This is a genomic window from Streptococcus sp. HMSC071H03, assembly GCF_001813035.1.
Classification (GTDB): Bacteria; Bacillota; Bacilli; order Lactobacillales; family Streptococcaceae; genus Streptococcus; species Streptococcus anginosus.
The window spans coordinates 162,450-176,408 of record NZ_KV811162.1 but is presented as its reverse complement, the minus strand read 5'-3'; the positions used below and the strand labels follow the sequence as shown (position 1 = coordinate 176,408).

Below are 13,959 nucleotides of genomic sequence, written 5' to 3'. Positions count from 1 at the left end.
AAAAACAATTGACTTACAGCTATCACAGAAGAAAAACTGATACATTCTTTAGAGATTTTGTTATAATATTCTTTATGAGAGTTGTTGCAGGGAAATATGGGGGGCGTCCTCTTAAAACATTGGAAGGCAAAACAACCAGACCGACGACAGACAAGGTTAAGGGAGCTATCTTTAATATGATTGGTCCTTATTTTGATGGAGGACAGGTTCTGGACTTGTATGCTGGAAGCGGCAGTTTAGCGATTGAAGCTATTTCGCGAGGCATGGTTTCGGCTGTTTTGGTTGAAAAAGACCGCAGGGCGCAAGCGATTATCAGCCAAAATATCAGTATGACTAAGGAAAAAGAACGATTTGAACTTCTGAAAATGGAGTCCAATCGAGCACTTGAATTGGTCACAGGACAGTTTGACTTGGTTTTGTTAGATCCACCCTATGCAAAAGAACAGATTGTTTCAGATATTATAAAAATGATTGAACGAGAGCTTCTGAGCGATGATGTACTGGTTGTTTGTGAGACAGACAAGTCGGTGGATTTACCAGAAGAAATCGCAGGGCTAGGTATCTGGAAGCAAAAAATATATGGAATTTCAAAGGTGACGGTTTATGTCAGATAAAATTGGATTATTTGCGGGCTCTTTTGACCCGATTACAAAGGGGCATATTGACTTGATTAAGCGAGCTAGTAAGCTCTTTGATTGCCTTTATGTTGGTATTTTTTATAATCTTGAGAAAACGAGTTTTTTTAGTATTGAAGCGAAAGAAAAAATGATAGCAGCTGCTCTAGTTCATTTGGAGAATGTAAAAATTGTTACTTCTCATGATGAATTGGCAGTGGAAGTAGCTAGAAAGCTAGGAGTGACAACTTTTGTACGGGGATTACGTAATAGTCAGGATTTGGATTATGAGGGGAATCTCAACTTTTTCAATCATGAATTAGCACCTGAGATAGAAACCATTTTTTTGATAAGCAAACCAGCTTATCAGCATCTCAGCTCATCAAGAATTCGTGAATTGATTTCCTTTGAGCAGGATATTTCAAAGTATGTGCCCGAAAGTGTCATAAAGGAGTTAAAGAAACAATATGGAAAAACCAAGAAATAAATTTAAAAAATGGCCGATAATTGCAGTAGTAGGGTTGATTTTGCTTTTCTTATCTTTTGTAGTTCCCTTGCCTTATTATATTGAGGTGCCAGGTGGTGCAGCGGATGTCCGTCAGGTATTGCGCGTGGACAACAAAGAAGATAAGGAAAAAGGTTCTTATAATTTTGTAACGGTTGGAATTCAGCATGCGACCTTCGCTCATTTGGTTTATGCTTGGCTGACACCTTTTACGGATATTTATTCGGCGAAGGATTTGACTGGTGGAACTTCTGATAAAGAATACATGCGGATCAATCAGTTTTATATGGAAACGTCGCAAAACCTAGCTAAATACCAAGGGTTGAAAAAAGCTGGCAAAGACATTACTCTGAAATATCTAGGGGTTTACGTCTTGCAAGTCACAAAGAATTCTACTTTTAAAGGTATTTTAAATATTGCAGATACCGTGACAGGTGTGAATGATAAGACTTTCAATAGTTCAAAAGAATTGATAGACTATGTCGGAGCGCAAAAGATTGGCAGCAAGGTCAAGGTGAACTATGTAGAAGACGGTCAGAAGAAATCTGCTACAGGTAAAATTATTAAACTTGAAAATGGAAAAAACGGGATTGGTATTAGCTTGATCGACCGAACAGAAGTCACAAGCAACACACCAATTGAATTTTCAACAGCCGGTATTGGTGGACCAAGTGCGGGCTTGATGTTTAGTTTGGCAATTTATACGCAAATTGCAGATCCAACATTGAGAGACGGCAGAAATATTGCTGGGACGGGCTCAATTGACCGCGAAGGAAAAGTTGGCGACATTGGTGGGATTGACAAAAAAGTTGTTTCAGCAGCTAAAAATGGCGCAGAAATTTTCTTTGCGCCAAATAATCCAGTCACCAAGGAAGTGAAAAAATCCAATCCTAAAGCGAAAACAAACTATGAGACAGCTTTGGCAGCTGCTAAAAAAATTAAAACTAAAATGAAAATTGTACCTGTCAAGACCTTGCAAGACGCAATTGATTACCTCAAGAGCACAAAAAAGTCGTAAAAATAATTCAATAAAAGAGCAAGTTAATGATAGAAATTTGACTTTGCTCTTTTCTTCTTTCCCTATTTCAACTATCAAAAACACTTCTTTTTATGGTAAAATAGGTTTAATACAAGAATAAATGATAAAGGATGACTATGCGAAAAGAAATTGCACCTGAATTATACAATTACAATAAATTTCCTGGACCGGAGTTTCGGCAAATAGGAACCAAAATCTTGACTGAGACAATTGAATTTGACTTGGTAGAGAATTTCAAGGAAGGTTTTGATATAATGGCTTTTAATCAGCGCTTTTCAGAAATTTTAACAAAATTTGATTATATTGTTGGCGACTGGGGAAATGAGCAGTTGCGTTTGCGTGGATTTTATAAAGATGACAAGGCAAATGAAAGTGAAGAAAAAATCAGTCGCTTAGAAGATTACTTGTTAGAATACTGTAATTATGGCTGTGCTTATTTTGTTTTGGAAAATTTGAAACCACGTCGAGCGTCGTTTGATAAAAAATCTCATCACAAAAAGGAAAATGAAACCAAACCACGCCGTTCTAAGCAAGCTTGGTCCTATAAGGAACAGGAGCAACCCAAGCGAGAAAATCGCCAGCGCAGTAAGCGACAAAATCAAAAGCAAAGAGCAAGAAAGCAAAATTCAACGAAGCAACAACAAACAAGCAGCCAGCGCCATTTTGTCATTCGTCAAAAATAGCGGAAACCGAGAATGGAAATCGAGAGGAAGAAAATGAAACCATCAATTTATAGTTTGACCCGTCAGGATTTGATAGATTGGACAGAAAGTAAAGGAGAAAAGAAATTTCGAGCTACTCAGATTTGGGAGTGGCTTTATCGCAAACGGGTTCAGTCTTTTGCAGAAATGACCAATATTTCAAAGGATTTGTTGGCAAAATTAGAAGATGAATTTGTCGTCAATCCACTGAAGCAAAGGATTGTACAGGAGTCGGCTGATGGAACAGTCAAATATCTCTTTGAATTGCCAGACGGTATGTTGATTGAAACAGTTCTTATGCGTCAGCACTATGGTCTTTCAGTCTGCGTGACTACTCAGGTGGGTTGCAATATTGGCTGTACATTTTGTGCTAGCGGGCTGATTAAAAAGCAGCGTGACTTGAATAACGGAGAAATTATGTCTCAGATTATGTTGGTACAAAAATATTTTGATGAGCGAGGACAAGGTGAGCGCGTCAGTCATATTGTGGTTATGGGGATTGGTGAGCCTTTTGATAACTATGACAATGTTCTTAAGTTTGTGCGAACTGTCAATGATGACAAGGGGCTGGCTATCGGAGCTCGTCACATTACGGTTTCCACTTCCGGTCTAGCACATAAAATTCGTGATTTTGCAAACGAAGGAGTGCAGGTTAATTTAGCTGTTTCTCTTCATGCACCCAATAATGAATTGCGCTCTAGCATTATGAAAATCAATCGTGCTTTTCCAATTGAGAAGCTATTTGCAGCGATTGAATATTATATTGAAACGACTAACCGAAGGGTTACTTTTGAGTATATCATGCTAAATAAAGTCAATGATGGAGTAGAACAGGCTCTGGAATTAGCAGCTTTATTGAAGAATATCAAAAAGCTATCGTATGTCAATTTGATTCCTTACAATCCAGTTAGCGAACATGATCAATATAGTCGCAGTCCCAAAGAACGTGTAATGGCTTTCTACGATACTCTGAAAAAGAATGGCATTAACTGTGTTGTTCGTCAAGAGCATGGTACGGATATTGATGCAGCTTGCGGTCAATTGCGCTCAAACACCATGAAGCAGGACAAGGAGAAAGCTCTTACCAAGCATGCTTAAATTGAACAATCTATTGAAAACAGATGGTGAATTAACCGTTAAGGGACGTACTTTTCTTACTTGGGGAAGCATTTTCTACATTTTATTATTATGTCTAATGTGTTTTCTCCCTCAAGTGCCAGAAAAGGGAATGGAGACGCCGGGGATTCAGCAGTTTGGTCGTATTGTAGTGCTTCTCATTCCTTTTAATTCTTTTATCAATCTTGGGCAAATTACTTCTCTATATCAATTGATTAAGGTTTTCGTGCAAAATGTGATGAATATTTTTCTGCTTAGCCCACTGATTTTTCAGCTCCTCTGGCTTTTTCCTAAGTTGAGGAGCACTAAGTGTCTGCTATTTGTCAGCTTTGCGATAAGCCTTTTCATTGAATGTACACAGATTTTGTTAGATATTTTAATTGATGCCAATCGTGTTTTTGAAATAGATGATTTATGGACAAATACATTAGGCGGATATCTGGCTTTTCTATTGTATAAAACTTGTGTCAGCCATTGGAAAGATAAGTTTCTGACTTCTAAGTAAAAATAAAGGTCATTGTTCGGTTTTAGGATGCTTTTCCATGATTTTTTCACTATTTTATTGACAGAATGGTAGAAAAACTCTATAATAATGCTCAAACATCAGAAAAGTAGTAAATTGATACTTCCAGAGAGCTTGTGCTAGGTGTAAACAAGTAGTAGATATCTATGAAATGGGCTGATGTAAATGATATGAATTTGAAACAATAAAAATTCGGTGTGCACACCTTACAGTGCAGCTTGTTGATAGACAAGATAGAGATATGCGGATAAGGTATACTTTTCCCATAATTGAGATGGCACCGTGTTCATATGCCCTCACACAGTTTTTGTGTGAGGGTATTTTGTTGTTTAAATTCAAGAATACTAAAGATTGTGAGGAAACATCATGGTAGAAAACAAAGGATATTTTGGTCAATTTGGTGGTAGCTTTGTACCGGAACTGATTCAAGTTTTATTAGACGAGCTAGAGGGGACATTTGAAAAGTATAAAAATGATCCAGAGTTCCTAGCAGAATATCATCATTATTTAGCAGATTATGCAGGTCGAGAGACACCGCTTTATTTTGCAGAAAGTTTGACGGACTATTTAGGAGGTGCAAAAATCTATCTTAAACGAGAAGACTTGAATCACCTAGGTTCTCATAAATTAAACAATGTTTTAGGGCAAATTCTCCTAGCAAAACGAATGGGTAAGAGCAGAGTTATCGCAGAGACTGGAGCTGGTCAACATGGAGTAGCAACAGCTGCAGCGGCTGCTAAGTTTGGCATGAAATGCGATGTGTATATGGGAGCAGAAGATGTGGAACGCCAGCGATTGAATGTTTTCCGAATGGAAATGATGGGAGCAACTGTCCATGCGGTCGAAACAGGGACTAAAACATTAAAGGATGCGGTGGATGCTGCTTTTGCTGCTTGGATGACAGATTTAGATGCTTTTTATGTCCTGGGTTCGGCTGTTGGTCCTCATCCTTATCCAACGATTGTGCATGAGTTTCAAAAGGTTATTAGTCAGGAATCCCGCCGTCAAATTCTAGATAAGGAAGGTCGTCTACCAGATTATATTATTGCCTGTGTCGGCGGAGGTTCTAATGCAATTGGAGCATTTTCTGAATACGTGGCAGATAAAGAAGTCAATTTAGTTGGTGTTGAAGCAGCTGGTCATGGCTTGAATACAGACAAGTATGTGGCTACAATGACTAAAGGGTCCATTGGAGTTGTTGATGGCATGAAAACGTATGCTGTATTTTCAGAAGACGGTCAGGTGGCTCCTGTTTATTCTATTTCCGCTGGATTAGACTATCCGGGAGTTGGTCCTGAACATGCCTTTTTTAAAGATTCAGGTCGAGTTGAGTATGTGGCTGCAACAGATGATGAAGCGGTAGATACACTGTTATTGTTGACACAAAAAGAAGGAATCCTTCCTGCCATTGAAAGTTTTCACGCTATTGCAGAAGCAGTTAAACGCGTGCCTCGATTGAGTAAGGACAAGATTATCATTGTCAATGTAACTGGGCGTGGTGATAAAGATGTAGCCGCTATTGCTGATTATTTAGAAAAAAGAAACACGAAAAATCAAGAATGAGATAGACGATCATGATTGCTGGTACATCATCCCCAAAAAATTATAAAATCTGGGAAGATTATGTCTAAAAACTAAAATTTGAAAATTGTAATCATCGCTTTATTGTTTCGAGGCTCCGCTGAATCTGGAGACATTCATCCCAGACTCATGATAGGACGTTATTCTAATTTTATTGAAGCAACAGTTCGCATAAAAGCAGAACAATCACTCCAATCAAAAGACAGGGAACGAAAGCTATCCTGTCTTTTCTCTTTTTTAAGCAAAAGAGACATAAGCCCACTAAGCTGGCAATTTGAATCAGCCAAAGAATCTCTGTCAACTTGAAAACAGTTGAACAAGAAGCTAGAAAAAGAAAATCTCCTGCACCGATACGCAAATCAACGAAATGAGCCAAAATTCCAAGAGCTAAAAAAATAGTCATTAGAAGATTAAAACCTACCAAAAATAGGAGAAGAAGATGAAAGAACAACCAAATGAGGATAGGATATTCCTGTTCTCTTTGATCATAAAGAGCTAGTGTAATTCCCATTATGAGCAAGACAAGTTGGCTGATAGTTAAGTAGCTTAAGGAAGTTGCGAGAAAGAGTAAACTACCTACCAACTCTAATATCAAGTAGCGAATGGGAATTTTTGACTGACAAAACCGACAGCGCAGTCGATTGATAAGCTGTGAAAGGACAGGGACTAAATCACGAGGTGCTAATTTCTGCCCACAAGCATTACAATGACTGGAAGGAACGATAATGGACTGTTCAGGAAAGCGATCAACAACCAGCCCTAAAAAAGAAGCCACAATGCTTCCAACCAAGAAAAAATAAAAATGAATCATACTTTTTTATTCGCAAATAATTCTAAAAAATTGCAACTTTTCTAATAAAAGAAATTTCTGAGTTCAATCATTTGACTTTCTTATTTAGAAACATTATAATTAAACCATAATCAAAAAGATTAGAATCATTCTAAATAAAAGCGAGGTAGGATAATGGTTAATCTAAAAAATGAAGCAGCAAAAGATGTTGCAACTTTCTCAAGTGTTGAGTCTTTCAGTAAGTCTCTTCCCAAAACAAAAGTGGAATTGAACCAAGCAGTAGCAGATTTATACACTGCTCGTATTGCTCTTCACCAAGTACATTGGTACATGCGTGGAGCTGGTTTTATGGTTTGGCATCCTAAGATGGATGAATATATGGAATCCTTGGATACAACTTTGGATGAAGTGAGTGAACGTTTGATTACTCTGGGCGGAACTCCATATTCAACTTTGAGTGAATTTATCCAACACAGCAATATTGAAGAAAAAGAAGGAAAATTCAGTAAGAATGTTGCAGAAAGTTTGGAACGTGTCATCGAAATCTTCCGTTACTTGGTAGGCCTCTACCAAGAAGCTCTGGATGTAACAGATGAAGAAGGGGATGATGTGACCAACGATATTTTTGTCGGTGCAAAAGCAGAACTTGAAAAGAATATCTGGATGTTAACAGCAGAAATCGGTCAAACTCCGGGTTTGTAAGTAAATTTTTGAGAGTAGAAAATAAATTTTTAAAATCTTTTAGAATTTAAGATAAGTTTAAGGAGGTGGCGTTATACTAACATCATCAGATGAAGACCTCCTAACTTTATTTGATAAAAATCCTAAACTTTTCTTTTTCATAATAATCTCCCTATAAGAGTCGCCCAATCGGCGGCTTTTTTGTTGTTTTTGAGCACTTGAAGAATGTTTTACTTACAAAATGAGTTCTTTTCAACCTTGAAATACTCCTAAAATTCTGGTAAAATAAGCCTCATGAAAACACTTTATGATGTGCAGCAATACCTCAAAAGTTTTGGCATTATTATCTATATGGGTAAGCGCTTGTATGATATTGAAATGATGAAAATTGAGTTAGAGAGGATTTATGATGCGGGCTTGATAGAAAGAATGGACTATCTAGAAGCTGAGCGGGTCTTGCGAAAGGAACATCAGTTGGAGTTACAATATTTGAAGAAGAATGAGGAGAAAACATGTTAAACTGGATTTTATTGGCAATTATTGTTGGAACGTTAGGCTGGATGGGCTTTAACTATATTCGTGTTCGTCGTGCGGCTAAGGTAGTAGACAATGCAGAATTTGGTGATATGATTCGTCAAGGTCAGTTAATTGATTTACGAGATCCAGCCGATTTTCGTCGTAAACATATTTTAGGGGCACGAAATATTCCGTCACAGCAATTAAAAACAAGCTTAGGAGCGATTCGTAAGGACAAGACTGTTTTACTATATGAAAATAGTCGTGGACAACGTGTGATGAATGCAGCTATTCTATTAAAAAAACAAGGTTATCAAAATATTTACATCCTCTCTACAGGACTAGATGGATGGAAAGGAAAAATCAAAAGTGAGTAATCCAAGCGGGTTGCTCACTTTTAATAGCTTTTTTCTAGATAGTGCCTCACTATTTCGAGTTCTGCTTGGTTCAATGCTCGGTATTCTCCTGCGGCTGAGTTTGGTTCTAATTCAAAATCTCCAAAATGCGTCCGTTTAAGAGAAGTAACTTTGACACCGACAGTTAAAAACATCTTTTTGATTTGGTGAAATTTTCCTTCAGAAATAGTGACAGTAGCACAGCTTTTGTTTGAGCTAGAAGAATGAATTGTAAGAATGGCTGGTTTACAACTTGTTCCGTCAAGAAAAACGATGCCCTTTTGAAAGGATTGCACTGCTCGGTCATCTAGGAGACCATTAACTTCAACCTCATATGTTTTTGTGACGTGATATTGAGGATGAAGCAATTGAAAACCGAGCGGACCGTTGTCAGTGATTAACAGCAGTCCAGAAGTATCTCGATCTAGTCGCCCGACAGAATATAACTTATCATTGAAATCTTCTGGTTTGATGAGATCTAGAACCGTTTGGGATTTGGCATCGGAGTTAGCTGTCACGACACCAAGGGGTTTATTCATCATAAAATACTGATGAGGCTTGCCCAGAACAGGTTGTTCTTCTAGCGTAATCGTCTGCAAACCTGTATCAACATTTTGACTGAGTTTTCGAGCAGGACAGTCATCTACCAAGATTTTCTTTTTTAGGAGAGCTTGCTTCATCTTTTTACGACTAATGTGAGCTTGAGCTAGTAAAACATCTAAACGCATACAGTTTCCTTTGTTTTTTTCTTATCATATCATAATTTTGCAATAAAGAATGTAAATAAATTTGTTGGGCATTGATTTTCTAATGAAAACATTTACACCCGGTTTAACCGTGTTTTTTACTGTAATCTGTGGTATAATTGTTCAGTTAGAAATAAAACTTAAGATTTAGAGGATAAAATGACAAAATTAAGAGAAGATATTCGCAATATCGCTATTATCGCTCACGTTGACCACGGGAAAACAACGCTGGTGGACGAATTATTGAAGCAATCACATACATTGGACGATCGAAAAGAGTTGCAAGAACGCGCAATGGACTCCAACGATCTTGAAAAAGAACGCGGAATTACCATTCTTGCTAAGAATACAGCTGTTGCTTACAACGGTGTTCGTATCAATATCATGGACACTCCAGGACACGCGGACTTCGGTGGAGAAGTTGAGCGGATCATGAAAATGGTGGACGGGGTTGTTCTGGTTGTTGATGCTTATGAAGGAACCATGCCACAAACTCGTTTTGTATTAAAAAAAGCTCTTGAGCAAGATTTAGTGCCGATTGTTGTGGTCAATAAAATTGACAAACCATCTGCACGCCCTGCAGAAGTGGTGGATGAAGTCTTGGAACTTTTCATTGAGCTGGGTGCAGATGATGACCAATTGGATTTTCCAGTTGTGTATGCTTCTGCTATCAACGGAACGTCTTCTATGTCAGACGATCCTGCTGACCAAGAGCACACTATGGCACCGCTTTTTGATACTATTATTGATCATATTCCAGCACCAGTGGATAATTCAGACGAGCCACTTCAATTCCAAGTTTCTCTTTTGGACTACAATGACTTTGTAGGTCGTATTGGGATTGGCCGTGTTTTCCGCGGGACTGTAAAAGTTGGAGACCAAGTGACACTTTCTAAACTAGACGGCACAACGAAAAACTTCCGTGTCACCAAGCTATTTGGTTTCTTTGGACTAGAACGTCGTGAAATCGACGAAGCCAAAGCAGGTGATTTGATTGCCGTGTCTGGTATGGAAGATATCTTTGTTGGCGAAACGATTACTCCGACAGATGCAGTAGAACCATTGCCAATTCTTCACATTGACGAACCAACGCTGCAAATGACTTTCTTAGTGAACAATTCACCATTTGCTGGTCGTGAAGGGAAATGGGTAACGTCTCGGAAAGTTGAAGAACGCTTGCAGGCTGAATTGCAAACGGACGTTTCACTTCGTGTGGATCCGACTGATTCACCAGATAAATGGATTGTATCCGGTCGTGGAGAATTACATTTGTCGATCCTGATTGAAACTATGCGCCGTGAAGGTTATGAGTTACAAGTATCGCGTCCAGAAGTTATCGTCAAAGAAATTGACGGTGTGCAATGCGAGCCATTTGAGCGTGTGCAAATTGACACCCCAGAAGAATACCAAGGTTCGGTTATCCAAAGTCTTTCTGAGCGCAAGGGTGAAATGTTAGACATGGTAGCTACCGGAAACGGACAAACACGTTTGATTTTCCTTGTGCCTGCGCGTGGTTTGATTGGATACTCAACTGAATTCCTTTCTATGACGCGTGGTTACGGGATTATGAACCATACCTTTGACCAATATCTACCATTGATTCCAGGTGAGATTGGTGGACGCCGTCGTGGAGCTCTCGTGTCAATTGATACAGGAAAAGCAACGACTTACTCTATCATGTCTATTGAAGAACGTGGAACCATTTTTGTCAATCCAGGTACAGAGGTTTACGAAGGAATGATTATTGGTGAAAATTCACGTGAAAATGACTTGACGGTTAATATTACAAAAGCCAAACAAATGACCAATGTTCGGTCTGCAACGAAAGACCAAACAGCGGTTATTAAAACGCCTCGTATCTTGACATTGGAAGAATCACTTGAATTCTTGAATGATGATGAGTATATGGAAGTCACACCAGAATCTATCCGTTTGCGGAAACAAATTCTTGATAAAAATCAACGTGCCAAAGCTGCTAAAAAGAAAAAATCAGCTGAATAATGAAAGAATGGTTTGCTTTGCTGTCATTATATGAAAGAAGCGGATGGGCTAGAAAGGAGTAGAAATGTTTTATTTGATCTTTGGAATTCTCATTCTATTATTTTACATTTTTGCTGCTCCGCAAAGCATTAAAGGGACTTTAAATGTAGTAGTTTTAGTGATTGCTCTAGTCGCTTTTATCATTTTATTAGGATTGGCAGTATTTCAGATTTTTCAATTACCGTCTGAATTTTTCGTAGGAATTGCAATGATTGGCGTAGCTTATTTTTCTCTACGTGATATTTCAAAATTGTCACAAAAAAATAGAAAAGTATCGTTTCGCTCAAAACTTCGTAACAGACAAGAATAAAAAGCCGTAAAGGCTTTTTTATTTTCTGAAAAAAGGTAAAATAGATACAGAAGAATTAAAAAGAGGCATGTTATGAAGCACATTACAAATTTTGCAAATAAGAAAGTTTTAGTTTTAGGCTTGGCCAAGTCTGGTGAATCCGCTGCTCGTTTATTAGATAAGTTGGGAGCGATTGTCACAGTGAATGACGGAAAGCCATTTGAGGAAAATCCTGCTGCTCAGTCTCTTCTTGAAGAAGGCATCAAAGTAGTAACAGGTGGTCATCCTTTGGAACTCTTGGATGAAGACTTTGAACTAATGGTCAAAAATCCTGGTATTCGTTACGACAACCCTATGGTCAAGAAAGCATTGGAAAAGGAAATCCCAGTCATCACTGAAGTTGAGTTGGCTTATTTGATTTCAGATGCTCCAATTATTGGGATTACGGGCTCTAATGGAAAGACAACAACGACAACAATGATTGCGGAAGTCTTGACTGCAGGTGGTCAAAGTGGTCTACTTTCTGGAAATATTGGTTTTCCAGCCAGTCAAGTTGCAACAACTGCAACCAAAAATGATACTCTAGTCATGGAGTTGTCTTCTTTCCAACTCATGGGTATTGAAACCTTTCACCCAGAGATTGCAGTGATTACCAACTTGATGCCAACTCATATTGATTATCATGGCTCTTTTGAAAATTATGTGGCGGCTAAATGGAACATTCAAAAAAATATGAGCAAATCTGACTTCCTCGTATTGAATTTCAACCAAACATTAGCGAAAGAGCTGGCTGCAAAGACGCAAGCGACCGTTGTACCATTTTCAACTACAGAAAAGGTAGACGGCGCTTACTTAGAGGGAAACATGCTGACTTTCCGTGGAGAGCCTGTTATGGCAGCAGATGAGCTTGGCGTTCCGGGTAGCCATAATGTTGAAAACGCCCTCGCAACTATTGCAGTTGCGAAATTGCGTGGTATCGAAAATCAAGTCATCAAAGAAACATTGGCAGGTTTTGGCGGTGTTAAACATCGTCTCCAATATGTCGGTGAAATCAACCATGTTAAATTTTATAACGATAGCAAATCCACAAATATTCTTGCAACGCAAAAGGCTTTATCTGGTTTTGACAATAGCAAGGTCATCTTGATTGCTGGTGGACTGGACCGTGGCAATGAATTTGACGAATTGGTGCCAGATATTCAAGGATTGAAGAAAATGGTTATTCTTGGAGAATCTGCAGCACGTGTCAAGAGAGCAGCAGATAAAGCAGGTGTTAGCTATATGGGTGCTGCTGATGTGAAAGATGCGACGCAAAAAGCTTTTGCTGAAGCACAAGCAGGTGACATTGTTCTTCTCAGTCCTGCAAATGCTAGCTGGGATATGTATCCAAATTTTGAAGTTCGTGGCGATGAATTTATTGCAACATTTGAAGAATTAAAGGGTTAAGATGAAAAAGATTATATTTACAGGTGGAGGGACGGTTGGTCATGTGACTCTAAACCTTCTACTCATTCCAAAATTCCTAGAAGCAGGCTGGCAAGTTCACTATATTGGTGATAAGCATGGGATTGAATACCAAGAAATCCAGAAGTCAGGTTTGGATATCACTTTTCATTCTATAGCGACGGGGAAATTACGTCGTTACTTTTCTTGGCAAAATATGTTAGATGTATTCAAAGTGGCTTGGGGCATTTTGCAATCTTTAGGAATTATGGTAAAGGTTCGTCCGCAAGCTCTCTTTTCTAAGGGTGGCTTTGTATCGGTTCCTCCTGTTATTGCAGCTCGCTTAGCTGGGATTCCAGTTTATGTACATGAATCAGACCTCTCTATTGGTCTAGCAAATAAAATTGCTTACAAATGTGCGATAAAAATGTATTCTACTTTTGAACAAGCCCATGCGTTGACAAAAATTGAGCATGTGGGAGCTGTGACAAAAGTAGGAGAAAAAACAACTGCTCCAAATGAGCAGATTCAAGCGATTCGGCAGCATTTTGATGAAAACCTTCCGACACTTCTGTTTGTTGGTGGATCAGCGGGAGCAAAGGTTTTTAATGATTTTGTAACGGCAAATAAAGCAGAGCTAACTCAGCACTACAATATTATCAATTTATCAGGCGATGCTAGTTTAGATGAATTATCAAATCATCTGTACCGAATTGCCTATGTGACTGACCTCTATCAACCGTTGATGGATTTGGCGGACGTCGTTGTTACACGTGGTGGCTCTAATACTATTTTTGAATTGTTGGCTATGGCAAAACTCCATGTAATTGTTCCTTTGGGACGCGAAGCAAGTCGCGGTGATCAGATTGAAAATGCAGATTATTTTGTAAAAAAAGGTTATGCTAAAAAATTAGACGAGTCTCAATTGAATTTGGAAAATCTTCAAAAAATGATTGCAGAGTTGCTTGAACAGAAAGCAT

The 13,959-nt window shown here is 38.5% G+C and carries 16 protein-coding genes; 14 read left to right on the top strand and 2 right to left on the bottom strand.

The genetic code is table 11. The features are described from left to right. Positions 1-65 precede the first annotated feature (65 nt). The 7 genes from rsmD to trpB all read left to right on the top strand — a co-directional run bounded on the left by rsmD (position 66) and on the right by trpB (position 6,061). Entirely contained in the window at positions 66-614 is a 549-nt protein-coding gene (gene rsmD / locus HMPREF2887_RS05955; RefSeq protein ID WP_025271932.1) for a 16S rRNA (guanine(966)-N(2))-methyltransferase RsmD, read from the top strand. After that, on the top strand, positions 604-1,101 hold the full coding sequence (gene coaD, locus HMPREF2887_RS05950; RefSeq protein WP_021001374.1) for a pantetheine-phosphate adenylyltransferase: 498 nt from the start codon (positions 604-606) through the stop codon (positions 1,099-1,101). The genes rsmD and coaD overlap by 11 nt, the downstream gene beginning before the upstream one ends. Further along, on the top strand, positions 1,082-2,137 hold the full coding sequence (locus HMPREF2887_RS05945; RefSeq protein ID WP_021001375.1) for a SepM family pheromone-processing serine protease: 1,056 nt from the start codon (positions 1,082-1,084) through the stop codon (positions 2,135-2,137). Before coaD ends, HMPREF2887_RS05945 begins: the two co-directional genes overlap by 20 nt. A gap of 137 nt (positions 2,138-2,274) precedes the next feature. Beyond that, on the top strand, positions 2,275-2,841 hold the full coding sequence (locus HMPREF2887_RS05940; RefSeq protein ID WP_021001376.1) for a YutD family protein: 567 nt from the start codon (positions 2,275-2,277) through the stop codon (positions 2,839-2,841). 33 nt (positions 2,842-2,874) lie between these two features. Further along, positions 2,875-3,957, top strand: a complete 1,083-nt coding sequence (rlmN, locus tag HMPREF2887_RS05935; protein WP_021001377.1) for a dual-specificity RNA methyltransferase RlmN — start codon at positions 2,875-2,877, stop codon at positions 3,955-3,957. Continuing rightward, a complete protein-coding gene (locus HMPREF2887_RS05930) occupies positions 3,950-4,480 on the top strand; it encodes a VanZ family protein (RefSeq protein WP_003025737.1) in 531 nt (176 codons plus the stop codon). Before rlmN ends, HMPREF2887_RS05930 begins: the two co-directional genes overlap by 8 nt. Positions 4,481-4,864: 384 nt before the next feature. Then, complete coding sequence (gene trpB, locus HMPREF2887_RS05925) at positions 4,865-6,061, top strand: tryptophan synthase subunit beta (RefSeq protein WP_021001378.1); 1,197 nt, start codon at positions 4,865-4,867, stop codon at positions 6,059-6,061. Positions 6,062-6,230: 169 nt separating this feature from the next. Here trpB and HMPREF2887_RS05920 read toward each other — a convergent pair whose 3' ends face one another. Next, positions 6,231-6,890 carry a prepilin peptidase gene (locus HMPREF2887_RS05920; protein ID WP_049516828.1) on the bottom strand — a complete coding sequence of 220 codons (660 nt, stop codon included), beginning with the start codon at positions 6,888-6,890 and terminating at the stop codon, positions 6,231-6,233. 153 nt (positions 6,891-7,043) lie between these two features. On the opposite strand from HMPREF2887_RS05920, the gene HMPREF2887_RS05915 reads away from it, so the two are divergent. The 3 genes from HMPREF2887_RS05915 to HMPREF2887_RS05905 all read left to right on the top strand — a co-directional run bounded on the left by HMPREF2887_RS05915 (position 7,044) and on the right by HMPREF2887_RS05905 (position 8,443). Further along, entirely contained in the window at positions 7,044-7,571 is a 528-nt protein-coding gene (locus tag HMPREF2887_RS05915) for a Dps family protein (RefSeq protein WP_084740909.1), read from the top strand. 273 nt (positions 7,572-7,844) lie between these two features. Further along, entirely contained in the window at positions 7,845-8,069 is a 225-nt protein-coding gene (locus tag HMPREF2887_RS05910) for a YqgQ family protein (RefSeq protein ID WP_003025724.1), read from the top strand. After that, positions 8,063-8,443: a rhodanese-like domain-containing protein gene (locus HMPREF2887_RS05905; RefSeq protein WP_024052074.1), complete on the top strand. Its 381-nt coding sequence runs from the start codon at positions 8,063-8,065 to the stop codon at positions 8,441-8,443. The genes HMPREF2887_RS05910 and HMPREF2887_RS05905 overlap by 7 nt, the downstream gene beginning before the upstream one ends. 20 nt (positions 8,444-8,463) lie before the next feature. On the opposite strand, the gene HMPREF2887_RS05900 is transcribed toward HMPREF2887_RS05905, so the two are convergent. After that, on the bottom strand, positions 8,464-9,189 hold the full coding sequence (locus tag HMPREF2887_RS05900) for a 16S rRNA pseudouridine(516) synthase (protein WP_003025719.1): 726 nt from the start codon (positions 9,187-9,189) through the stop codon (positions 8,464-8,466). Positions 9,190-9,366: 177 nt separating this feature from the next. On the opposite strand from HMPREF2887_RS05900, the gene typA reads away from it, so the two are divergent. The 4 genes from typA to HMPREF2887_RS05880 form a co-directional block, all read left to right on the top strand. Beyond that, positions 9,367-11,208 carry a translational GTPase TypA gene (gene typA, locus HMPREF2887_RS05895; RefSeq protein WP_057489582.1) on the top strand — a complete coding sequence of 614 codons (1,842 nt, stop codon included), beginning with the start codon at positions 9,367-9,369 and terminating at the stop codon, positions 11,206-11,208. A 64-nt stretch (positions 11,209-11,272) separates the two neighbouring features. Beyond that, positions 11,273-11,557, top strand: a complete 285-nt coding sequence (locus HMPREF2887_RS05890) for a DUF3165 family protein (RefSeq protein WP_003025714.1) — start codon at positions 11,273-11,275, stop codon at positions 11,555-11,557. A 72-nt stretch (positions 11,558-11,629) separates the two neighbouring features. Further along, positions 11,630-12,982, top strand: a complete 1,353-nt coding sequence (gene murD, locus HMPREF2887_RS05885; protein WP_021001380.1) for a UDP-N-acetylmuramoyl-L-alanine--D-glutamate ligase — start codon at positions 11,630-11,632, stop codon at positions 12,980-12,982. Position 12,983: 1 nt separating this feature from the next. Then, positions 12,984-13,959, top strand: a 976-nt coding sequence (locus tag HMPREF2887_RS05880; RefSeq protein ID WP_084740908.1) for a UDP-N-acetylglucosamine--N-acetylmuramyl-(pentapeptide) pyrophosphoryl-undecaprenol N-acetylglucosamine transferase, incomplete at its 3' end; no start/stop codon positions are given.